The 21,696-nt window shown below is 72.2% G+C and carries 21 protein-coding genes; 11 read left to right on the forward strand and 10 right to left on the reverse strand.

Translation table 11 applies throughout. From position 1 onward, the window contains the following. Positions 1 to 12 precede the first annotated feature (12 nt). From N912_RS0121635 to N912_RS0121645, 3 genes are all read left to right on the forward strand, one after another. A complete protein-coding gene (locus N912_RS0121635; protein ID WP_051580568.1) occupies positions 13 to 1,383 on the forward strand; it encodes an MFS transporter in 1,371 nt (456 codons plus the stop codon). A 53-nt stretch (positions 1,384 to 1,436) separates the two neighbouring features. Beyond that, complete coding sequence (locus N912_RS0121640) at positions 1,437 to 1,937, forward strand: PaaI family thioesterase (protein ID WP_051580569.1); 501 nt, start codon at positions 1,437 to 1,439, stop codon at positions 1,935 to 1,937. Positions 1,938 to 2,005: 68 nt separating this feature from the next. Then, a complete protein-coding gene (locus tag N912_RS0121645; protein ID WP_028924046.1) occupies positions 2,006 to 2,698 on the forward strand; it encodes a GntR family transcriptional regulator in 693 nt (230 codons plus the stop codon). A 59-nt stretch (positions 2,699 to 2,757) separates the two neighbouring features. Here N912_RS0121645 and N912_RS53660 read toward each other — a convergent pair whose 3' ends face one another. From N912_RS53660 to N912_RS0121660, 3 genes are all read right to left on the reverse strand, one after another. After that, positions 2,758 to 3,003 (reverse strand): hypothetical protein, encoded by a 246-nt coding sequence (locus tag N912_RS53660; protein WP_037065820.1) that lies wholly within the window; start codon positions 3,001 to 3,003, stop codon positions 2,758 to 2,760. Between the two features lie 310 nt (positions 3,004 to 3,313). After that, the gene (locus N912_RS0121655; RefSeq protein ID WP_028924048.1) at positions 3,314 to 5,164 is read right to left on the reverse strand and encodes a bifunctional sugar phosphate isomerase/epimerase/4-hydroxyphenylpyruvate dioxygenase family protein; all 1,851 of its coding nucleotides are present in this window, start codon (positions 5,162 to 5,164) and stop codon (positions 3,314 to 3,316) included. Further along, positions 5,154 to 6,017, reverse strand: a complete 864-nt coding sequence (locus N912_RS0121660; protein ID WP_211261349.1) for a shikimate dehydrogenase — start codon at positions 6,015 to 6,017, stop codon at positions 5,154 to 5,156. Before N912_RS0121660 ends, N912_RS0121655 begins: the two co-directional genes overlap by 11 nt. 134 nt (positions 6,018 to 6,151) lie before the next feature. Here N912_RS0121660 and N912_RS0121665 point away from each other — a divergent pair, with 134 nt between their 5' ends. Next, the gene (locus tag N912_RS0121665) at positions 6,152 to 6,814 is read left to right on the forward strand and encodes a TetR/AcrR family transcriptional regulator (RefSeq protein ID WP_028924050.1); all 663 of its coding nucleotides are present in this window, start codon (positions 6,152 to 6,154) and stop codon (positions 6,812 to 6,814) included. A gap of 94 nt (positions 6,815 to 6,908) precedes the next feature. Continuing rightward, positions 6,909 to 8,264 (forward strand): MFS transporter, encoded by a 1,356-nt coding sequence (locus N912_RS53665; protein WP_084211076.1) that lies wholly within the window; start codon positions 6,909 to 6,911, stop codon positions 8,262 to 8,264. Here the strand turns inward: N912_RS53665 and N912_RS53670 are convergent. Further along, a complete protein-coding gene (locus tag N912_RS53670; protein ID WP_051580570.1) occupies positions 8,237 to 8,872 on the reverse strand; it encodes a TetR/AcrR family transcriptional regulator in 636 nt (211 codons plus the stop codon). The two genes, N912_RS53665 and N912_RS53670, sit on opposite strands and share 28 nt — an antisense overlap. 106 nt (positions 8,873 to 8,978) lie before the next feature. Here N912_RS53670 and N912_RS0121680 point away from each other — a divergent pair, with 106 nt between their 5' ends. From N912_RS0121680 to N912_RS62165, 4 genes are all read left to right on the forward strand, one after another. Further along, positions 8,979 to 10,403, forward strand: a complete 1,425-nt coding sequence (locus tag N912_RS0121680; RefSeq protein ID WP_037065822.1) for a purine-cytosine permease family protein — start codon at positions 8,979 to 8,981, stop codon at positions 10,401 to 10,403. Continuing rightward, a complete protein-coding gene (locus N912_RS0121685; protein ID WP_028924052.1) occupies positions 10,400 to 11,164 on the forward strand; it encodes an MBL fold metallo-hydrolase in 765 nt (254 codons plus the stop codon). The genes N912_RS0121680 and N912_RS0121685 overlap by 4 nt, the downstream gene beginning before the upstream one ends. Beyond that, positions 11,161 to 11,754: an isochorismatase family protein gene (locus N912_RS0121690; RefSeq protein ID WP_051580571.1), complete on the forward strand. Its 594-nt coding sequence runs from the start codon at positions 11,161 to 11,163 to the stop codon at positions 11,752 to 11,754. Before N912_RS0121685 ends, N912_RS0121690 begins: the two co-directional genes overlap by 4 nt. Positions 11,755 to 11,846: 92 nt before the next feature. After that, positions 11,847 to 13,121, forward strand: coding sequence for a pentapeptide repeat-containing protein (locus tag N912_RS62165; protein ID WP_084211080.1), 1,275 nt, complete (start codon positions 11,847 to 11,849; stop codon positions 13,119 to 13,121). A gap of 657 nt (positions 13,122 to 13,778) precedes the next feature. Here N912_RS62165 and N912_RS0121705 read toward each other — a convergent pair. The 3 genes from N912_RS0121705 to N912_RS0121715 are packed head-to-tail and all read right to left on the reverse strand — an operon-like array spanning position 13,779 to position 15,849. Further along, positions 13,779 to 14,585 (reverse strand): ABC transporter permease, encoded by an 807-nt coding sequence (locus N912_RS0121705; RefSeq protein ID WP_028924054.1) that lies wholly within the window; start codon positions 14,583 to 14,585, stop codon positions 13,779 to 13,781. Then, positions 14,582 to 15,406, reverse strand: a complete 825-nt coding sequence (locus N912_RS0121710; RefSeq protein WP_051580572.1) for an ABC transporter ATP-binding protein — start codon at positions 15,404 to 15,406, stop codon at positions 14,582 to 14,584. The genes N912_RS0121705 and N912_RS0121710 overlap by 4 nt, the downstream gene beginning before the upstream one ends. After that, positions 15,403 to 15,849 (reverse strand): MarR family winged helix-turn-helix transcriptional regulator, encoded by a 447-nt coding sequence (locus N912_RS0121715; protein ID WP_028924056.1) that lies wholly within the window; start codon positions 15,847 to 15,849, stop codon positions 15,403 to 15,405. Before N912_RS0121715 ends, N912_RS0121710 begins: the two co-directional genes overlap by 4 nt. Positions 15,850 to 15,964: 115 nt before the next feature. Between N912_RS0121715 and N912_RS53675 the strand changes: the two genes are divergently transcribed. Beyond that, entirely contained in the window at positions 15,965 to 17,203 is a 1,239-nt protein-coding gene (locus tag N912_RS53675; protein WP_245645370.1) for an MFS transporter, read from the forward strand. A gap of 145 nt (positions 17,204 to 17,348) precedes the next feature. After that, complete coding sequence (locus N912_RS53680; protein ID WP_064745351.1) at positions 17,349 to 18,272, forward strand: LysR family transcriptional regulator; 924 nt, start codon at positions 17,349 to 17,351, stop codon at positions 18,270 to 18,272. 539 nt (positions 18,273 to 18,811) lie between these two features. On the opposite strand, the gene N912_RS0121730 is transcribed toward N912_RS53680, so the two are convergent. The 3 genes from N912_RS0121730 to N912_RS0121740 all read right to left on the reverse strand — a co-directional run bounded on the left by N912_RS0121730 (position 18,812) and on the right by N912_RS0121740 (position 21,621). Then, a complete protein-coding gene (locus N912_RS0121730; RefSeq protein ID WP_028924057.1) occupies positions 18,812 to 19,456 on the reverse strand; it encodes a response regulator in 645 nt (214 codons plus the stop codon). Positions 19,457 to 19,459: 3 nt separating this feature from the next. Further along, positions 19,460 to 20,680, reverse strand: a complete 1,221-nt coding sequence (locus N912_RS0121735) for a sensor histidine kinase (RefSeq protein WP_051580574.1) — start codon at positions 20,678 to 20,680, stop codon at positions 19,460 to 19,462. A gap of 218 nt (positions 20,681 to 20,898) precedes the next feature. Continuing rightward, positions 20,899 to 21,621, reverse strand: coding sequence for an ABC transporter ATP-binding protein (locus N912_RS0121740; protein WP_028924059.1), 723 nt, complete (start codon positions 21,619 to 21,621; stop codon positions 20,899 to 20,901). Positions 21,622 to 21,696 lie beyond the last annotated feature (75 nt).

Raw genomic sequence — 21,696 nt, forward strand, 5'->3', positions numbered from 1 at the left:
CGGAGGTTCGACGTGGACGACACCGAACGCGGGGCGGACGCCCCGCCGCGCGCGGCCAGGCTGAGCTACCTCGGCGTGCTGATGGGCGTGTTCGTCATCGTGCTGGACACCACGGTGGTGAACGTGGCGATCCCGGGCATCCAGCGCGACCTGGGCACGACGGTCACCGCGATGGCCTGGGTGGTCAACGGCTACAACCTGATGTTCGCCGCGCTGCTGCTCACCACCGGCGCGCTGGCCGACCGCCTCGGCGGGCGCCGGGTGTTCGGCATCGGCCTGGTCGGGTTCGCGGTCGCCTCGCTGGCCTGCGGGCTGGCGCCGTCGCTGCCGGTGCTGGTGGCCGCCCGCGTCGCGCAGGGGGTCACGGCGGCGTTGATGTTGCCGACCGCGCTGTCGCTGGCCCGCCACCTGCACGCCGAACCGACCGCCCGGGCCCGCGCGCTGGGCCACTGGGCGGCGGTGGCCGGTGCCGCCACCGTGCTCGGCCCGCTGGTCGGCGGCGGCCTGGTGGACACGCTCGGCTGGCGCGTGATCTTCTTCCTGAACGTGCCGGTGGCCGTGCTGGCGTGGGCGCTGCTGGCGCGCGCGGGCGCCGAGACGCCGGTGCGCGGTGGGCGGTTCGACGTGCCCGGGCAGGCCCTCGGCATCGTCACGCTCGCCGCGCTGGCGATCGCGCTGACCGAGGCCGGCCACCGGGGCTGGCTCGCGCCGGTGGTGGTCGGCACGCTGCTCGCCGCCGCGCTGGCGGCCGCCGCGTTCGTCCGGGTGGAACGCCGGGCGCGTGCCCCGATGCTGCCGCCGGAGCTGCTCGGCCGGGGCCGGTTCGCCGCCGTCTCGATCGTGGGCCTGATCCTGAGCGTCGGCGTCTACGGTCAGCTGTTCGTACTGTCCCTGTACTTCCAGCAGCAGCGCGGCGAGGGCGCCTGGCAGACCGGCATGGCGCTGCTGCCGTTCGCCGCGGTGACGGTGGTGGGCCCGCTGCTGGCCGGGCGGCTCATCGGACGCGGCCTGACCCGCGCCACGCTGGTCGCCGGGCAGCTCGCCGGGCTCGCGGGCAGCGCGGTGCTGGCAGTGGCCCGGCCGGACACCCCGTACTGGGCGCTCGCGGTCGGGCTGGTGCTGCTCGGACTGTGCCAGTCCGCGTCACAGCCCACCGTGGCCGCCGCCGCGCTCCGGGCGGCCCCCGCCGCCCACACCGGCGTCGCGTCCGGCGTGCTGACCTCGGCCAGGCAGGTCGGCTCCGTGCTCGGCGTGGCCCTGCTCGGCGGCCTGGTCAGCGCGCAGGCGGAGTTCATGCCCAGGATGCACCTCGCGCTGCTCATCGTGGCGGGACTGTTCGCCGCGGGCGCCGCGCTGGCCGCCACCCTGCCCACGGGTCGTTAGCGTTACCTCGCGGGTAATCGACGGCGACCGTGGCGGCCGGTCAGGGTGGGGCGGTGACACGCAGCGACGAGGCCGCCGGGCCGGACATGTGGCGGGCCATGCTTGCCCTGTCGGCCGAGCTCTCCGGCGTGGAGATGATCCGGGCGCTGGTCGAAGGGCGCGTGCCGCACGGTGAGCACCACCGGCTGCTCGGCCTGCGCTACCGGGAGGCGGACCCCGGCCGGGTGGCCGTCGACTGGACGCCGCCGGCCGCGCTGGTCAACTTCGCCGGGAGCGGGGTGCACGGTGGATACATCGCGATGGCGTTCGACGACGTCTGCGGCTCGGCGTGCGCCAGCGCGGGCGAGCGGGCGTTCCCGGTGATCACGCTCAACCTGGACATCGACTTCCTGCGGCCGGTGCGGCCCGGCCGGCCGTACCGGCTGGACGCCGAGCTGGTGCACGGCGGCCGGCAACGCATGATCGTCAACGCCCGGGTCCTGGAACCGACCGACACGCTGGCCGCCCAGGCCACCGCGAGCATGATCGTCAATGCCCGTTCGTCTGATCGTTGAACAATTCTGTTAGACTCCGAATCACTCACGTTGAGTGAAATGGGTCCCACGTATCCGCGGGGGCGGCCATGGGGTCGTACGGGCTGTTGGCCTACCGGGCGCTGCCCGGCCGTACCAGCACGTCCGAGCGGGTGGCGCGCATCCTGCGGTCGCGGATCAGCGCCGGCGACTTCCCGCCGGGCACCCGGCTCGCCGAGGAAGAGATCATCGTGGCGCTGGGCGTCACCCGCGCCACGCTGCGGGAGGCGTTCCGGCTGCTCACCTACGAGCGGCTGCTGGTGCACCGGCCGAACGGGGGCATGTTCGTCCGCGTGCTGGGCGTGGCCGACGTGGTCGACCTGTACCGGCTGCGCAGGCTGGTGGAGTGCGCGACGGTGCGCGACGTCGAGGGCGCGCCACCCGACCTGACCCGGCTCGCCGACGCGGTGGAACGCGGACGGGCCGCGATCGACGCCCGGGACTGGCGCGGCCTGGCCACCGCGGACATCGTGTTCCACGAGGCCGTCGCCGAGCTGTCCGGCAGCGTGCGGGTCCGCGAGCTGATGCAGGCCGTGCTGGCCGAGCTCCGCCTGGTCTTCTCGGTGATGGAGAACCCCCGCCGGTTCCACGAGCCGTACCTGAACCGCAACCGCGAGATCCTGGCCGCCCTGCAGCGGGGCAGCGGCGCGCACGCAGCGAAGCTGCTCTCCAGCTACCTCGGCGACGCCGAGCGGCAGCTCGTGGAGGCCTGCGCGCCACGAACGGCCGTGTCGCGCACGTAGTTGGGCCGTCGCACACGGCGCGGGATGCGCGACGGGCCGGTTGCCCGCGCGGCGGCCGGTCAGGCCTGGACGACCCAGGAGCCGTCGGCGTCCTCGCGGACCGCCACCACCGGGTGCGAGGTCTCCGCCCAGCAGGTGCCGACCCGCGTCCAGCTCATCGGCGGGGTGATGTCGTGGTAGAAGTTGACCATCGCGCCGTGCTCCGACCAGCCGGAGCCGTCGGGGCGGCGCACCGCCCGGCGCAGCTCGGGCTCCTCGCCGTAGCGCACCACCGCGCGCACCGAGGCGCCCGGATCGAGATCCACGTCCGGCCGCCACCACGTGGCCCCGGCCGGCGGTTCGGTGCTCAGCCCGCACTCACAGGTGCCCGACGTCCGCGTCGACGTGCTCGGTCCGAGGCTTCGAACCAGCTCCACGGCAACCCCCGCATCCACAGTCTTATAGATGTACTTAGCAGGTTATGGGCCTGCCGAAGGGAGTGCGATGGCCCGAGGCACCCAAAGCTCCGGACCGTGTTGTACGTCATGTACAACGTGGCAGCTCGGGCCGGCGAGGGCACTGGCGTCGGTGTCCAGTTTCGCGCCACGGAAGTGACGGCGGGCGTCAGCTCACCCCTCAGGGGGTGTTCGACCGGGTGATCCGCCGCCGGCGGTGCGCGGCCATCCGGACCGGGGCGTCGGCCCACCCGTACCCGCCGTAGCCGCCGACGCGCTGGACGAGCAGGAAGAACACCCGCCCGCCCAGCAGCTCGGTGCTGGCCTGGAGGTACTCGCCGCCCCCGTTGCGGTCGTAGAGCACGCCGAGCTCGCGCATGGCCGCCAGCCGCCGGGGCTCCGGCGCGAACCGGGCGTCGAGGTCGTCGTAGTAGTTGTCCGGGATGGCGAGCAGCGGGGCGCCGAGTTCCCGGACCGCGCGGACGGTGGCGCACAGGTCGTCGGTGGCGAACGCGACGCACTGCGGGTCGGTGACGCCCGGCGCCCATTCCCCCCGGCGCAGCAGTGCGACGGACAGCGCGAGGCGCACCCGCCGCGCCTCGTCGGTGACCGCGCGGCTGCGCATCAGCCCGAACGGCGCGGCGAACTCCGCCTCCGGGTGCGCCCGCAGCCCGAGCACCGCGCCGTAGAACAGCGCGGCCTCGTCGAAGTAGTCGAACGGCTGGGTCAGGGCGATGTGGTCGATGCCGGTGATGCCCGCGCCGGCGCCCGCCGAGGCCCCGGTGGGTGGGAAGTCCGCGCGCCAGCCGGCCTCGGCGCTGGTCCGGCAGAAGAACACCGAGGTGCCGTCCGGGGCGGCCACGGCCGCGAGGTCGGCCTCGCCGGGACCCCGGGTGCGCGGCAGCACGGGCGCGCACAGCAGCTCCGCCCGGCGCGCGGAACCGGGCGGATCGGCCGACTCGACGGCCACCGCGCCGATCTCCGCCCGGTCCGGCCGGTCGGCGCTCGCGTTGAGCAGCACCCGCGCCTCGCCCTGTTCCCACAGCTCGACGGGCTTGCTCCGGTGCCGGCCGGTGCGGGCGAAGCCCAGTGCGGCGAGCAGCCCGGCGAACCGGGGTTGCGCAGCGTGGCCGACGCTCAGCTCGGCGAACGCGTGCCCGGACAGCTCGGGGGCCGGCGGCGCGCCGGGGCCGGTGGCCAGGTCGGGGCGGCGAGCGGCCACCGACTCGGTGAGCGCGAGCAGCGAGCGGCGGGCGTCCACGGCGGTGCGCACCGGGTCGGCCTGCCGGAACACGTCGTTGAAGACCTCCAGCGAGAGCGGTCCTTCGTAGCCGGCGGCGAGCACGGACTCGGTGAAGGTCACCAGGTCGAACGAGCCCTGGCCCGGGAACAGCCGGTGGTGGCGGCTCCACCGCAGCACGTCCATGGCCAGCCGGGGCGCGTCGGCGAGCTGCAGGAAGAACAGCTTCTCGGCCGGGATCGCGGCGATCGGGGCCGGGTCGTCGTCGCGGGAGAGGACGTGGAAGCTGTCCAGGCACAGCCCGAGCGCCGGGTGCCCGGCCCGCGCCACCACGTCCCAGGACCGCCGGTAGGTGTGCACCCACCGGCCCCAGGCCAGCGCCTCGTAGGCGACCCGGAGGCCTCGGGCGCCGGCCCGTTCGGCCAGCTCGCGCAGCTGCTCGGCCAGCCGGTTCAGGTCGGCCACCGCGTCCGGGGCCACCGAGGAGCAGACCAGCACGGTGTCCGCGCCCAGCTCGGCCATCAGGTCGAACTTGCGCTCGGCGCGGCGCAGGTTGGCCGCGTACCGGGTCGGGTCGGTGGAGTCGAAGTCCCGGAACGGCTGGTACAGCTCGATGCGCAGGCCCAGGTCCGCGCACCGCAAGCGCACCTCCGCCGGCGGCATCGGGGCCGCGACAAGGTCCGGCTCGAACACCTCGATCCCGTCGAACCCCGCGGTGGCCGCGGCGGCCAGCTTGTCCTCCAGCGTGCCGGACAGGCACACGGTAGCGATCGCGCACCTTTCACCGGGCACGGGAGGCCTCCTCGGCGAAGTGGCGCAGCATTCGGCACCGGTCCGGCGGGGTGCCGGTGAACAGCTCGAACGCGTCGGCCGCCTGGTGCACCGCCATCCGGCCGCCGTCCAGGGTCCGGCAGCCCCGCGCCCGGGCCGCGCGCAGCAGCTCGGTGCGCAGCGGGCGGTAGACCAGGTCGGCCACCCACAGCGGGGGGCGCAGCAGCTCGGGCCGCAGCGCGGTGCCGGGGGTGCCGGCCATGCCGGTCGGGGTGGCGTGCACCAAGCCGTCCGCGCCGTTCAGCCGTTCGCCAAGCTCGGCCCCGGCCTCGACGGCCCGCGCGGCACGCTCGCCGAACCGGCGCCGCAGCCGCCCGGCCAGCGCGCCCGCCCTGCCGTGATCCACGTCCACCACCTCCAGGTCGGACGTACCCGCCGCCAGCAGCGCGTATCCCGCCGCCGCGCCCGCCCCGCCGGCCCCGAGCAGCACCACGCGGCGCTGCGCGGCGCCGGCCAGCCCGGTGCGCACCGCCCGCGCGAAGCCGGTGACGTCCGTGTTGTGCCCCACCGCGCGGCCGCCGTCGAACACCACCGTGTTCACCGCGCCGACCGCCTCGGCGTCCGCCGACAACGAGTCCAGGTGCTCGACGACCAGCTGCTTGCAGGGGTGCGTGATGTTCAGCCCGCGATAACCCTCGGCCAGGGCGCGCACCAGTAGCCCGCCGACCCCGCGAGCCGGCACCCCCAGCACGTCCAGGTCCAGCAGCCGGTACCGGTACCGCAGGCCGAGCGCCGTCGCCTCCCGCTCGTGCAGCGACGGACTGAGCGACGGGCCGATCCCGCGCCCGACCAGGCCGACCAGGTACTCCGCCACGGCCACTCCAGCTTAATGTACGGACTAGTTAGTTATACCGGACGACACCGCGGCACGAAAGCCGCGCGCCCGACAACCCCTGGCACCCCGGCGGCCTACAGTCAGCGGGTCGGCACGTCACCCGGGGAGGAGCCGTGGCAGTACCCGCCGCCGAGCCGTCGGGGGCACCGCGCCAGCGCGACCCGGAGCGCACCCGGGCGGAGATCCTGGACGTGGCCACCTCGGAGTTCGCCGAGCAGGGCTACACCGGAGCCCGGGTGGACGAGATCGCCGCCAAGACGCGCACCACGAAGCGGATGATCTACTACTACTTCGGCAGCAAGGAGGGCCTCTACCTGGCGGTGCTGGAGCGGGCCTACGCCGGCATCCGCGCGCTGGAGCGGACCCTCGACGTCGAGCACCTGGAGCCGACCGCCGCGATCCGCCAGCTCGCCGAGCTCACCTTCGACCACCACGAGTCGCACCCGGAGTTCATCCGGCTGGTCAGCATCGAGAACATCCACCACGCCAAGCACCTGGCCCGCTCGCCCATCCTGTCCGGGCTGGCCGACCCCGCCGTGGACGTGCTCGCCCGCATCCTGCGCCGGGGCCGCGCCTCGGGGGTGTTCCGCGACGATGTGGACGCCCTGGACATCCACCTCGTGATCAGCGCCTTCTGCGTGTTCCGCACCGCCAACCGGCACACCTTCTCGGCGATCTTCCGTCGCGACCCGCTGGATCCGGACCGCCGCGAGCACTACCGGCGACTGGTCGGCGACCTGGTGGTGGACCACCTCACCGCGCGCCGGCCGAGCTGAATCCGTCGCGCGGGGTTGACACCGCCGGCCCGGGGCCTCACGATGCGTTCGCCGCGTATGTAACTAACTAGTTCATACATTAGGGAGGCCAACGGTGACCTCGGACGGCAGCGTCACTCCATCACCCCCCACCGCCCCGGCCACCACCACCTCGGGTGAGCCGCGCAAGGCGGCCGCCGCCGCGTGGATCGGCAGCGCCCTGGAGTACTACGACTTCTTCATCTACGGCACCGCCGCCGCGCTGGTCTTCGGCAAGGTGTTCTTCCCGTCCTCCTCGCCCGCGACCGGCACGCTGCTCGCGCTGGCCAGCTTCGGCGTCGGCTACGTGGCGCGCCCGGTCAGCGCGGTGTTCGTCGGCCACATCGGCGACCGGCTCGGCCGCAAGACGGTGCTGGTCGCCACCCTGCTGCTGATGGGTGTCAGCACCTTCCTGGTCGGCTGCCTGCCGACGTACGGCCAGGTCGGCGTGCTCGCGCCCGCGCTGCTGGTGGCGCTGCGGCTGCTGCAGGGGCTGTCCGCGGCGGGCGAGCAGGCCGGCGCGAACTCGATGAGCCTGGAGCACGCCCCCGAGCACCGCCGGGCCTACTTCACCAGCTTCACCCTCAGCGGCACGCAGGCCGGGCAGATCCTGGCCACCGCCGTGTTCCTGCCGGTCGCGCTGCTGCCGGAGCCCGCGCTGCTGTCGTGGGGCTGGCGGCTGCCGTTCTGGCTCAGCGCGCTGGTCGTCGTCACCGGTTTCGTGATCCGCCGAACGCTGGCCGAGACACCGGTCTTCCAGCGCGAGAGCGCGACCGACAGCGTCGCCAGGCTGCCGGTCGCGGAGCTGCTCCGGGACCACTGGGCCGGGGTGCTGCGGGTGGTGGTGGCCGCCATGGTCGCCTCGGTGAGCACGATCTTCAGCGTGTGGGCGCTGTCCTACGCGGTCAACACCGCGCGGCTGGCCAGCTCGGCGATGCTCTGGGTCGGCGTGCTGGCCAACGCCGTGGCGCTGCTCGCGATCCCGCTGCTGGCCGGCCTCGCCGACCGGGTCGGGCGCAGGCCGGTGTTCATCGCGGGCGCGCTGGGCAGCGGGGCGCTGGTGTTCGGGTACCTGTGGTCGATCTCGGCCGGCAGCTATCCCCTGGTCCTCGCGGTGGGCATCCTGCTGTCCGGCGTCGTCTACAGCGCGGCCAACGGCGTCTGGCCCGCCTTCTACGCCGAGATGTTCCCGGCCAGGGTGCGCCTGTCCGGGCTCGCCATCGGCACCCAGCTCGGGTTCGCGATCGGCGGCTTCGCGCCGACGGTCGCGAGCGTGCTGGCCGGCCCCGGCGCCGGCGGCTGGGTCCCGGTTGCGATCTTCACCGCGGCGCTCTGCCTGGCCTCGGCGCTCGCGGCCGGCACCGCGCGGGAGACCTTCCGGGTGCCGACCCACCAGCTGGGCGCTCAGCGCGCCGCCGGCCTGCTCTCGTGAAGGGCACCGGCCGGCAGGCCGACCTCGTGCTCGACGGTCTCCCAGCCGAGGTCGCCGATGTCGTCGTAGATCGTGTCGGTCTTCCGCATGGACAGCTGGACCAGGATGCCGTCGAAGAGGACGAGGATCCGGTGCGCGCTCACGGCCGGGTCGGCCAGCTCGAAGACGCCCTCGGCGATGCCCCTGGCCAGCAGGTCGCGCAACAGCTCCTGGTCCGCGCGCATCTGCCGGTCGACCTCGGCGGCCAGGCCCTGGCGTCTCGGCGCGGCGATCCACGCGCTCATCCAGAGCCGGGCCACGGTGGGGCGGCGCGGGTGCCGCATGCCGCGCAGCAGGTAGGCGCGCAGGGCCGGTAGCGGCTCCAGCGGGGCGGTCTCGCGCCGGCACTCGTCGCGCTCCTCGTCCGCGAAGTGGCGGAACGCCGCGATGATCAGCTCTTCGGTGGTCGCGAAGTAGTGGTGCACCAGCCCGGACGTGACGCCCATCGCGGCGGCCACATCGCGCGAGGTCACCCTGTCCAGGCCGATCGCCTCGGCGAGCTCGATGGCCGTGTCGACGATCTCCTGCCGGCGCTCCCCCGGCTGCCTGCGGCTGCGTCCTCCGGCCATCCCGCCAGCATATTGACGGTCACGGCCCGTTGACATGCACCCAGGCCCTCGTATTGACTATGTGCTCAACAGCTTGTTGACCATCTGCTCAATAGAGGAGTCGACGATGCCTCCACGCGTTCGGCAGGAGCCCGCGGCCGGGGCTCGGGCCGTCGACGAGTTCGGCAGGATCGAGAGCCGGGGGATCGACCACATCCCGGAGGCGGACCGGCACGGACGGCCGCGCGAGCTGTTCGCGGTGTGGCTGGCGTCCAACACCACGTACCTCTACATCCTGCTCGGCGGCGCGCTGGTCGTGCTGGGGCTCTCGCCGGCGCAGGCGTTCGGCGTGCTCCTGCTCGGCAACCTGTTCTGGGCGCTGGTGGGGACGCTGGCGATCAGCGGCCCGGCCTCCGGCACGCCGGGCTCGATCGTCACCCGCGCGATGTACGGGGTGCGGGGGAACCGGGTGGTCGGGGCGGGCATCAACTGGCTGACCTGTATCGCGTACGAGGGCCTCAACCTGGCCGTGGGATCGCTGGCCGGTTTCGCGCTGGTCGAGTCCGCGGGGGTGCATGCCACGGTTGCGGTGAAGGTTATGGTCGCGGCGGCGATCGGGTTGGCGACTTTCGCGCTCAGTCTTTACGGACACGCGACGATCGTGCGTTTCAGTTCCTTCTTCACGGTCGCGCTCGGCGGGTGTGTGCTGGTTCTCGGCGGTTTTGTAGTGACGCGGGCCTCCGCGCAGCCGGCCGGTTTCACGCCGTTGCACGGGACAGCGCTGTGGGTGGCGGTGTTCACCGGTTTCACGCTGATCGCGGCGGCGCCGCTGTCCTGGGGAAACGGCGCGGACTACGCCCGTTACCTGCCGGCGGACTGTTCGAGGTGGCGGGTTGCATTGTTCACCGCGGGCGGCGGCTGGCTGGCCGCGATGGTGCTCGGCGGAATCGGGATCCTGGCCGGAACGGTGGTCGACATGACCGACCCGCAGGAAACGATGCGCGCGATCCTGCCGCCCTGGTTCTACACGGTTTTCCTGCTCGCGCTGGTGTGCGGCTCGATCACGAACAACGTGCTCACCACGTATTCGTCCGGATTGTGTCTACAGTCGCTCGGAGTGGGGGCGAGCCGGGCGCGGACGGTGGTCATCGACGCGGTGCTGGGTGGCGCGCTGTGCGCCTATGCGCTGGCCGCGTCCACGTTCCTGGGCACGATGAGCGACCTGCTCGCGCTCACCGTGACCTTCCTGGGACCGTTGCTGGCGATCTACGCCACGGACATCGCGTTGCGGCGCAACCGCTACGACGGGCCGGCGCTGCACGACGAACGCCCCGGCGGCCCGTTCTGGTACCGCAACGGGGTCAACTGGGCCGGCACGTCCGCGCTCCTCGCCGGCACCGCGGCGGCGGCGCTGTGCGTCAACACCAAGGTGTTCACCGGCCCGGTCGCCTCCGCCCTGGCCGGCGCGGACGTCTGCACGATCGCCGGGCCGCTGGTGGCGGTGGTCGTCTACGTGCTCGCCGGCAGGCGCCGAGTGGTGACCGCCCGGTGAGCGCGCGGTCCCTGCCCGTCGCCGAGGAGTGGTTCCGCGCGGTCCGGGTCGACGACGCGATCACCGTGATCGACGAACCGCACGTGCACCCGTTCCTGCGGGCCAACATCTGGCACATCCGGGGCAGTACCGGCGACGTGGTCATCGACTGCGGGCTCGGCGTGGTTCCGCTGCGGCCGGCGTTCCCCGAGCTGCTCGGCGGCGACCCGACGCTGCTGCTGACCCACGCGCACCTGGACCACATGGGCTCCGCGCACGAGTTCGACAGCCGCTGGGCGCACCCGCTCGAGCCGGTGGCGGCGCCGCTTCCGGGCACGCTCGACGCGAGGGCGCTGGCCGCGACCCTCGGCATGGGACCGGTGACCGACCCGTCGATGCCCGAGCTGTTCATCGACGCCGTGCCGTTCGAGTCCTACCGACCCGGCGACTACCGGCTGCGCCCGGCCGCCGCCACCCGGGCGCTTTCCGACGGCATGCGCATCGATCTTGGTGACCGGGCGCTGTCCGTGCTCCACCTGCCCGGCCACACCCCCGGCAGCGTCGCGTTCTACGACGAACAGAACGCGGCGCTGTTCTCCGGCGACGTGATCTATGACGACGAGCTGCTCGACGAGCTGGAGGGCTCGAGCGTGCCCGACTACCTGTCGAGCCTGGCCCGGCTGCGCGAGCTGCCCATCGACACCGTCCACCCCGGCCACGGCCCGAGCTTCGACGGCGGCCGGTTGCACGAGCTCATCGACGCCTACACCCGAGGAAAATGACCATGCCGCTGCTCGACGCGGGCCAGAGCCTGCTCCTCGTGATCGACGCGCAGCCTGGGTTCTATACGACCCAGGAAGGATTCGACAGCGTGCTGTTCGACGCCACCCTCGCGCGCATTTCCTGGGTCGCCGGGGTGGCCGCTTCGTTGAACGTCCCCGCCGTGGTCACCGAGGAGGACGCCGCCCGCAACGGCCCCACCGCGCCGTCCGTCGTGGACCGGCTCCCGGACGCCACGCCGGTGTTCGCCAAGGTGGCCTTCGCCGTACCGGACAACCCCGAGATCCTGGACGCCGTGAGCGGGTCAGGGAGGACCACGGCCGTGCTCGTCGGTTTGGAGACGGACGTGTGCGTCGCGCACTCGGCCCTGCGCCTGCGGGATATGGGCTGGCGGGTGGTGGCCGTCGACGACGCCGTCTATTCGCCCGCGCGGGCGCACCACAACGGCCTGCGACGGATGGCCGCCAGCGGTGTCGAGCTGTTGTCCGCGAAGGAGCTGTTCTACGACTGGCTGCGATCGTTCCCCCGGTCCCGCGAGTTCCACCGCGACCACCCGGCCCTCACGCCCCCACCGCCGGGGATCGTGCTCTGATCCTGTGCCGCCCGGCCCAGCGTGTCAGCAGGCATCTGCCAACACCCCGAACGGTGCAATCGCCAGCCGTTACTTCGCTATGGTTGGCCAACATGGAGCCGCGCCCCACCTATCGAGTGCTGTCAATCCGCACCATGGCGCTGGCAGCCCTAGCGATAGCCGCAATTGGAGCGGGTGCCGCCACCTGGCTACTGATCGCCTATGGGCAAGGCACCGAAGCTGACAGAAATCAGCTGGAAGCGATCAAGACAGCCGGCACGATCGTACTCGGCGGTGGTGGAGCCGGCGCGTTGTGGCTAGCCGCCCGCCGGCAACGTACCAGCGAAATCGCGCTACGACAGAAAGACCTCGACCAAGCACTGCAGGAACGCATCGCTCAAGCAGCCGACCGAGATGCGCTCGAACGGCGGGTCACCGACTTGTACAGCAAAGCCGCTGACCAACTTGGTTCAGATACGGCACCGGTAAGGCTTGCGGGCATGTATGCACTGGAACGCCTCGCACAGAACAACCCGGACCAACGACAGACTATCGTCAACTTGCTGTGCGCGTACCTTCGCATGCCGTACAAGACGCCAGATTCCAGCAATAGAACGAGAGCATCATCCGCCACCACTCGCACCCAAGCCGCCCACGAAGAGCCTCCGCACGGCATCCAGAGCGACAGCCAGATAGACGCACAGCAGCGTGAGCGCGAACAAGCCGCACAGGAACTACAAGTTCGACTGACCGCGCAACGAATACTCGCAATACATCTACACCCCGGAGACGATCCATACAATCCGCTCAGCACTTTCTGGGCTGGCGTAGGTCTCGATCTCGCGGGAGCCACCCTCGTCAATCTCGACTTCACAGGCTGCCACCTAGCGGTCGCCCGGTTCAGCGAGGCTCGATTCATTGGCGAAACGTTGTTCAGCGAAGCACAGTTCACCACGCGTGCTCAATTCGGTGGAGCCCACTTCCGTAGTATCGCCCGGTTCAACGAGGCTCGGTTCACTGGAGATGCCCAGTTCAGTGGCACACAGTTCACCCGAGGCGCCCTGTTTGACGGGACATACTTCACCGGAGGTGCCGTATTCATAGGGACATGGTTCCACAGAGGTGCCTTGTTCGACGAATCTCGGTTCAACGGCACCGTTCGGTTCGCCCGAGCAAAGTTCGTCAAGGGCGCCCGGTTCAACGGTGCACGCATACGGGTCGACACAAAAGGATCCCTCACGCGAGACCTACCCCGCGGCTACGCGATACAAATACCGGCCCGCTCCGAGGAAGGCAGTCTTTCTGACGCGGACGAGCAGTGGGGCCACCTGGTTCACGACAACAACACCGAAAACTCCAAAGATACCCAGCTGGATTCCAGGGTGTAGGCATTCTCAACAGCCTGCTGTGCCCGCTCGGCGCGGCCGAGATGTCCGCCGGCACGCTGCGCTACCTGCTCTGGGTCCCCGCCCTGCTCAGCGCGCCCGCCCGAGCTGCTGGTGCGCAACGAACCCGAGACCAGCCTGGACCCTGGCCTGCCCTGCGCCGTACATTCGTGGAGGTGCCCGCCAACGCCACGTCGCTCTCGGTGGCCATACCGCCGACAAAGTGGTGCCCTGGTTCGTACATTTGTGACAGTTCCTCACTAACGCCACCTCACTCGATGGCGGTTTCGTTAGATTGACGACCCTCAGCGAAACCATCGACAAGACGAGATCGGAACAATGCATAAGGGGCGAGCGTGGTTACGACCATCTTGGAAGCGCTAGGTCGATAAGCTGGGGCGTCCGTGCCGGGCATGTCACCGGCGACATGTAAGACCGACAAGGCTATCGAAGCCGCAACCATCACTGGGCGAGCGACTCTCAACGCCGCAAGACCACGGCGCACGCCCATCTCAAAGTTGCGGGCGTGGGCCTCATCGGCATACTGATCGCAGCCATGGTCATGCTGAACAAGAACGCTCCAGCGGCTCCAGCGGCGCCGGCGGTGGCCACGCGCGGCTGGATCGTGACCACGTATTTGGGATGCTGACCACGGGTCGGCTAGTTCTTGGCCAGTCGGGGCAGCAGGGCGGCCGCGACGGTGACCATGAAAGCGGCCGAGAGCACCAGGACGGCCAGGTCGAGGGCGTAGCGGGCGGGGGTGCCCACGAGCAGGCCGCGCAGCGCCTCCACCTGGTAGCTCAGCGGGTTGACGTGGTTGATCGCCTGGAGCCAGCGGGGCATCAGCTCGACGGGGTAGAGCGCGTTGGAGGCGAAGAACAGCGGCATGGTGATGGCCTGGCCGATGCCCATCAGGCGGTCGCGGGACAGCACCAGGCCGGCGATCGTGATCGACAGGCAGCAGAAGAACGCCGAGCCGAGCATCAGCACGACGACGACGCCGAGCAGCCGGTGCGGCGCGAGCTGCAGGTGCACGCCGAGCAGCGCCGCGATCAGCAGCACCGCGAACGCCTGCACCACCGCGCGGATCCCGGAGGCGAACGCCTTGGCGGCGACCAGCGCGACCCTCGGCGTCGGGGTGACCATCAGCTTGGCCAGCACGCCGGCGTCGCGCTCCCAGATGATCTGGATGCCGTAGAAGATCGCGATGAACAGCGCGGACTGGGCCAGGATGCCCGGCGCGAGGAAGTCCAGGTACGGGGTGTCGCCGGTCGGGATGGCCCGGATCCGGGTGAAGACCTGGCCGAACACCAGCAGCCACAGGGTGGGCTGCACGGCGCGGGTGACCAGCTCGGTGCGGTCGTGGCGCAGCCGCTGCAGCTCGACCAGGCACATGGTGGCCACCCGGGACGCCGAGGTGCGCAGCGCGCGCAGCGGGCCGGGGTCGGGCGGGATGTCGGTGATCACGAGACCCTCCGGGCGGTGCGGCGGGTGGCGCGGACGTCGCGCAGGTCGCCCCGGTCGTCGAGGCGGTCGCCGGTGTGGGCGCGGAACACGTCGTCGAGGGTGGCGGTCGGGCCGAGGGCGCCGCGCAGTTCGGCGGGGGTGCCGAGGGCGCGGATCCGGCCTCGGTGCATGAGCGCCACCCGGTCGCAGCGGTGGTCGGCCTCCTGCATCAGGTGGGTGGTGACCAGCACGGTCATCGCGGTGGTGGCCTTGATGTGCTCGATGCGGGTCCACACGCCGTCGCGGGCCACCGGGTCGAGACCGACGGTGGGTTCGTCCAGCACCAGCAGGCGGGGAGCGCTGATCAGGGCCTGCGCGAGCTCCAGGCGGCGCACCATGCCGCCGGAGTAGTTCTTGGCGGGGCGGTCGGCGACGTCGGTGAGGTCCATGGCCGCGAGCGCCTCGGCCACCCGCTCGGCGCGCTGGCGCCGGGGGACGTCGAAGAGGCGGGCGAACAGGCCCACGTTCTCCCGGCCGGTCAGGGTGGCGTCCACGGACAGCTGCTGGGGCACGTACCCGATCAGCCGCCGCACCGCCGTGCGCCGCCGCGCAACGTCCACGCCGAACACCTCGATCGCGCCCGGCGGCGCGGGCAGCAGCGTGGTGATCATCCGGATGGTGGTGGTCTTGCCGGCACCGTTCGGGCCGAGCAGCCCGAACACCTCGCCCCGGCGCACCTCCAGGTCCAGGCCGTCCACCGCGACGGTGTCCCCGAAGCGCTGGTACAGCCCGACGCAGCGCACGGCGGTCTGCGTCTGTTGAGCGGTCTCCTGAGCGCTCACCGTTCCTCCTCCAGTTCGGCCAGCAGCCTTCGCAGCGCGGGCAGCGCCGCCCGCACGGCGGCCCGGTCGTCGGCGGGCAGCCGGTCCAGCGCGGCACCGACCAGCTCGGACCGGGCGGCGCGCCAGGCGGCCAGCCGGCTCGCCGCCGCGTCGGTGAGCACCAGCCGGACGGCCCTTCGGTCGGCCGGGTCCACCTCCCTGTCCAACAGCCCGCGCGCGACCAGCTGGTTGACCAGCGTGCTCACCGAGTTCCCGGCCAGGCGCAGGGCGCGGGCGGCGGCGGCCACCCCGGTGCCCGGCTCGGTCTCGACGAACCGCAGCAGCTCCAGCTGGGCGCCCGAGAGCGCCGGGCCGGGCACCGTGCCGCGCAACCGCCGCCGGACCACCCGGCGCAGCGCGGCCACCCCGCCCATCAGCTCCTCGGCAAGGCGCAGGGACGCCATCACGCCGATCAGATTACCTCTGCGAAAGAGCTTTTCTAAAGCGTCCGAACGGGCCGTGATCGCGGCGTACGGTGAGGCGGTCGCCCGGAACGTACGAAGCGAGGTGCCAGGGACCGTGGGTAGTGCGCCGGGCCGACGGGTGGGCGCGGCGCCGCTGGTGCTGAGCCTGCTGCTGATGGCGGCGAACCTGCGGGTGAGCCTGACCAGCCTGGGCCCGCTGCTGGACGGGGTGTCCGCCGACCTGGGGCTGAGCTCGACGGTGGCGGGGGTGCTGAGCGCGGCGCCGCTGCTGGCGTTCGCCGCCTTCTCGCCGCTCGCGCCGCCGCTGGCCAGGCGGATCGGCATCGAGCGCGCGCTGCTGGCCGCGCTGCTCGCGCTGGCCGCCGGGATCGCGCTGCGGTCGGTGCCGGGGGTGGCCGCGCTGTTCGTCGGCACCGCCGTGCTCGGGGTGGCCATCGCGGTCGCCAACGTGCTCACCCCGGCGCTGGTCAAGCGCGACTTTGCGGGCTCGGTCGGCGGGTTGACCAGCGGCTACGTGACGGTGATGGGGACGGTGGCGGCGTTGGGCTCGGCGCTGGTAGTGCCGGTGAGCCACCGGGCGCCCGGCGGTTGGCGCACGGCGCTGGGCATGTGGCTGGTGCTGGCCCTGCTCGCGGCCGGGATGTGGGGCGCTACCTGGATGCGGCGGCCTTCGGGCGGACCCCTGCCCGAGCGGCGGCCGGGGCGGCACGCGCGGCTGCCGTGGCGGGCCTGGCTGGCCTGGGCGGTCACCCTGTTCATGGGGTTGCAGTCGTTCGGCTTCTACGTGGTGATCGCCTGGGTGCCCAGCGTGCTGCGCGGCAACGGGGTGGCGGAGCGGGCGGCCGGGTGGCAGCTGGGCTACCTGCAGGTCGTCGGCGTGCTCGCCAGCCTGGGCACCCCACTGGTGATGCGCCGGGTGCGTGACCAGCGGCTGCTCGCCGTGGGCGGCTCGCTGGCCTCGCTGCTGGGATACCTGAGCCTGCTGGTCACGCCGGGCTGGCCGCTGGTCTCGGTGACCCTGCTCGGCATCGGCAGCGGTGTCACCATCGTGCTGGCGCTGGCGTTCATGGGGCTGCGCACGGCCGATGCGCCCACGGCGGCCGCGCTGTCCGCGATGGCGCAGTCCATCGGCTACCTGATCGCGGCCGTCGGCCCCGTCCTGTTCGGGCTGCTGCACTCGGTCACCTTGAGCTGGACAGCGCCCATCCTGCTGCTGTCGGCGACGGCGGTGGTGCAGGCGGGCGTGGGCCTCCTCGCCGGCCGGGGCTCGCTCCCGCCGGCCGGCGACGTCGACCTGACGCGCGCCCGGGCGCCTGGCGGCGCCGAGAGGTAGTGGGGAAGCTGGGGTGGAGCCGGGGTGGAGCTGGCTACACCATCAATCGTGGCGCGCGCGGGATGGTGTGGGTGATCTTGTGGCCATACTGTCCGCGTCATGCAGTCTGGACAGGTTCCAACCTGGGCGGCGACCGGGAGCGATGGTGGCTGACGTCGACCTTCGGTTGTTGCGGTACTTCGTGGCGGTCGCCGAGGAACGAAACTTCACCCGCGCGGCGGAACGGCTGTTGATGACCCAGGGGGCGCTGTCCCGGGCGGTCCGTTCCCTGGAGGCGGTGGTGGGTACCCCGCTGCTGGTGCGCGGGTATCGGGAGATCACCCCGACCGAGGCCGGCCAGGTGCTGCTGCGCCAGGCCCGCAACCTGGACGAACAGGCGGCCGAGGCGATCCGGCTGGCCCGCCGCGCCGGGACGCCGAGGCCGCGGCTGAGGGTCATCGCGCCCGGGTGCGACGTGTCGGTGCTGGAGAGGCTGGTCACCTCGTACCACCAGACCGACCCCGAGGTCTCCGCCGAGGCGCTCATCGTCGACCAGCGCGAGCAGGGCGACCAGCTCCGGGAGGGGATCGCGGACGTCGGGCTGATCCGCGAGCCGTTCGACGAGCGCGGGCTGGACAGCGACGAGCTCTTCTCCGAGCCCCGGGTCGTGCTGCTGCCCGACCACCATCCGCTCGCGGCCCGCAGCGGGCTGGAGCTGGCGCAGCTGCGCGGCCTGGCGGTGATCCGGCCCGGCGGCGGGCGCGAGGACTGGTTCCTGCTGTGGCCGCCCGAGCAGGTCGCCTCGGAGCGGTGGAGTCAGGGCCCGATCATCAGCGACAGCTCGCAGATCCGCGCGCTGGTGCGGTTGAACCAGGCCATCGCGTTCGTGCCCGAGTCGATCAGCTTCGCGTTCGCCGGGAACGGGGTGCGCGCGGTGCGCGTGCTGGACTGCCCGCCCTCGACGCTGCGGATCGCCTGGCGCCAGGGCAGCACCTCCCCCACCGTCGCCGCGCTGGTCCTGCACGCCACGTTGAACCTGAGCAACGCCGGCGAGGCGAACGACCTGGGCGCGCTGCACGCCGCGCTCTGACCCGGGGCCTGGGCGCGCCGCCTGCCCTCCCGAGGGCCACGCGGAGTGACCGGCCGGACTCCCGCTCCGCTCCGGCCCGCTCCGTCCGCACCGCCCCGCACCCCCCGCACCGCTCCGCACGCCCCGTTCCGCACCACTCCGTCCGCTCCGCCACTCCCGCCCTACCCGCCTGCTCCGCCCGCCTGCTCCGCCCGCCCTGCTCCGCCCGCCCCGCACCGCTCCGTCCGCACCGCTCCGTCCGCACCGCACGCCCCGCACCGCTCCATCCGCTCCGCCCCGCACCCCCCCGCACCGCTCCGTCCGCACCGCCCCGCACGCCCCGCACCGCTCCGTCCGCACCGCCCGCACGCCCCGCGCCGCCCCGCCCCGCCCTGCCCTGCTCCGCTCGCTTCAGTAGAACGATCTATCTATTGCTAGAACGATCTATCTACCCGGCCATTAGAACGATCTATTTTCGTTCGTTGAGGGGCACCAGTCCGCTTTCGATCACGGAGATACCGGGGCTGACGTCCTCCTCGGCACCCCCGCTCCCGCACGCCTCAGGCGCCCAGGAAGGCCAGCACGGCGAGCACCCGGCGGTGTCCGGCGTCCGAGTCGGGCAGGTCGAGCTTGGCGAAGATGCCGCCGATGTGCTTGTGCACGGTGCTGTCGCTGACCACCAGCAGGTTCGCGATCGCGGAGTTCGAGTGACCCTCGGCCATCAGCGCGAGCACCTCCCGCTCGCGAACGGTCAACCGGTCCAGCACATCGTCCCCCTGCCGGCGAGTGAGCAACTGAGAGACGACCTCAGGATCGATCGCGGTGCCCCCGGCCGCCACCCGCCGCAGCGAGTCGAGAAAATCCGCCACCCTCCCGACCCGCTCCTTGAGCAGATAACCAACCCCGCCCTGACCCCCCGCGAGCAAATCGGTGGCATAGCTCTCCTCGACGTGAGCGGACAGCACGAGCACCGCCAGGCCGGGCACCCGCCGACGCGCCTCGACCGCCGCCCGCAGCCCCTCGTCGCGATGCGTCGGCGGCATCCGGACGTCGACCACCGCGATGTCGGGCCGGTCGGCCTGCACCGCCTCCAGCAGCGCGGCCGGGTTGTCCACCGCGGAGGTGACCTCCATCCCCTCGGCGCGCAGCAGATGCGCGAGGCCCTCCCGGAGCAGGGCGTCGTCCTCGGCGATCACTATGCGCACGGGTCACTCTCCGGTCGGGATGCACACCCGCAGCACGGTCGGGCCGCCCGGCGGGCTGTGCAGGTCCATGGTGCCGTCCAGGGCGGAGACCCGGCGGCGGATCCCCACCAGCCCGCTGCCCTGCTCCTCGTCGGCGCCGCCGTGGCCGTCGTCGTCGACCTGGAGCACCAGCCAGTCGCCCTCCACGAACAGCCGCACCGTCACCTGCCGGGCGCCGCTGTGCTTGGCGGTGTTGGTGAGCGCCTCGGCCAGCGCGAAGTAGGCGGCCGCCGCGACCGGGCCGGGCAGCCTGGGCAGCGGCCCGATGTCCACCCGGCAGGGCAGCGTGCTGTGGTTCGCCAGCCCGGCCACCGCGTCGGCGAGGCCGCGGTCGGCCAGCACCGGCGGGTAGATGCCCCGGACCACCCCGCGCAGCTCGGCGAGCGCGTCGACGGCGGCGTTCTGCGCGGTGAGCATCAGCGGCAGCGCGCTGGCCGGGTCGCGGCGCAGCGCCCGCTCGGCCATCCCGAGGTGCATCACGACCGCGACCAGCCGGTTCTGCGTGCCGTCGTGCAGGTCACGCTCGATCCGCTGCAGCTCCCTGTCGTTCGCGTCCACCACCGCCGCCCGGGTGGCCATCACGTCGGCCAGCCGCTGGACCAGCGACGTCTTCGGCGGCGCCAGCCGCGAGGCGTTCACGTGCAGGTACCAGTGCGCCAGCGGCGGGACCACCAGCGGGCCGATCGCGGCGTAGCCGGCGGCGATGAGCAGCGTCAGCCCGGCCTGCGGCCAGGAGGTCACCGGGGTGTTGATCGTGGACACCAGGTTCGGCACCAGCGGCCAGATCATCGCAATGATCACGTTCTGCACGGCGCCGAGCGGCGAGCTGATCGCGACGGCGCCGGCCATGGTGCCCACCACGGCGTGCAGCGACAGCCAGACGACGTCGCGGCGCAGCCCGGGGTCGGTGAGCAGCTCCCGGGGGGAGCGGCCGGCGCTCGGCGGCGGGTTCGGGATCGGGAAGCCGAGGTAGCGCCCGGTGCGGCGCCGTTCGGTGGTGGCCAGCGCGCGGACCAGCCGGGCCACCTTGGGCAGCAGCGGCAGCGTCACCACCAGCACGACGGTGGCGACCAGCGCGACCAGCACGACCAGCGCCGCGACCCCGGTGGACGTGCCGTCCACCAGGTACCGGAAGTTGCGCAGATGCCGCTGGTACCGCCCCCGGTCCGCGAGTGCATCGGTCACGTCGGTCTGCTTTCTGGCGCGTGGTAAGCCAATCCTTACCAGAATGCACACGGTGCGTCGTATGCAGAGGGTCGTTCCGGCCCACCCTCACGCCAGAATCGTGAACAACCCTCAATTACTTGAGCCGCGTCCGCTGGCTCCAGATACAACGGCCGGGAGCTTCCCGCCGCCGACGGCACACGAGCTTACGCCGCACGCCGGGCGCGGCCGCATTCAGCTCAGTGCGCGACACCTTCGCCCAGGTAGGCCGCCTGGACCCGAGGGTCGCCGAGCAGGTCGGCGCCGGTTCCGGCCAGCGTGGTGCGCCCCAGGTCGATGACGTAGGCGTAGTCGGACAGCGCCAGCGCGGCCAGCGCGTTCTGCTCCACCAGCAGCACGGTGGTGCCCTCGGCACGCAGTTCGCGGATGGTGTCGAAGATCTTGTTCGTCATGATCGGCGCCAGCCCCATGGAGGGCTCGTCGAGCATCAGCAGCTTCGGGCGCGACATCAGCGCGCGGCCTATCGCGAGCATCTGCTGCTCGCCGCCGGAGAACAGCCCGGCCTTGGTGTCCCGCCGCTCGCCGAGCACCGGGAACAGCGTGTAGACCTTGTCCAGGTCGGCCAGCACGGCGTGCTCGTCGCGGCGGGTGTGCGCGCCGAGGCGCAGGTTCTCCTCGACGGTCATCCGGGCGAACACCCGCCGCCCCTCGGGGCTGTGCGCCACGCCCCGGGACAGGATCTCGTGCGCGGGCAGCCGGTGCAGCGGTTCGCCGTCGAAGATCACCTCACCGGACGCGGGCGTGACCAGCCCGGAGATGGAGCGCAGCGTGGTGGTCTTGCCGGCGCCGTTGCTCCCGATCAGGCTGACGATCTGGCCGCGCCCCACCGAGAACGTCACCCCGCGCACCGCCCGGATCGCGCCGTAGGCGACGGTCAGCTCGCGCACTTCGAGCAGGCTCATCGCTGTGACACCCGCCTCGCTCCGCTCGGCACGATGGGCATTCGCGATGGTCTGCTGGGCTCGTTGCGTTGTGGG

It is taken from the genome of Actinospineispora acaciae DSM 45401 (genome assembly GCF_000620785.1).
GTDB lineage: Bacteria > Actinomycetota > Actinomycetes > Mycobacteriales > Pseudonocardiaceae > Pseudonocardia > Pseudonocardia acaciae.

What these genes read in the sequence shown, in the direction of transcription:
- N912_RS0121645 (WP_028924046.1), top strand. Translation starts at nt 2,006, where the DNA reads ATGGGGTCGTACGGGCTGTTGGCCTACCGGGCGCTGCCCGGCCGTACC.
- N912_RS53670 (WP_051580570.1), bottom strand. Translation starts at nt 8,872, where the DNA reads ATGGCCGGAGGACGCAGCCGCAGGCAGCCGGGGGAGCGCCGGCAGGAG.
- N912_RS0121680 (WP_037065822.1), top strand. Translation starts at nt 8,979, where the DNA reads ATGCCTCCACGCGTTCGGCAGGAGCCCGCGGCCGGGGCTCGGGCCGTC.
- N912_RS0121690 (WP_051580571.1), top strand. Translation starts at nt 11,161, where the DNA reads ATGACCATGCCGCTGCTCGACGCGGGCCAGAGCCTGCTCCTCGTGATC.
- N912_RS62165 (WP_084211080.1), top strand. Translation starts at nt 11,847, where the DNA reads ATGGAGCCGCGCCCCACCTATCGAGTGCTGTCAATCCGCACCATGGCG.
- N912_RS0121715 (WP_028924056.1), bottom strand. Translation starts at nt 15,849, where the DNA reads ATGGCGTCCCTGCGCCTTGCCGAGGAGCTGATGGGCGGGGTGGCCGCG.
- N912_RS0121740 (WP_028924059.1), bottom strand. Translation starts at nt 21,621, where the DNA reads ATGAGCCTGCTCGAAGTGCGCGAGCTGACCGTCGCCTACGGCGCGATC.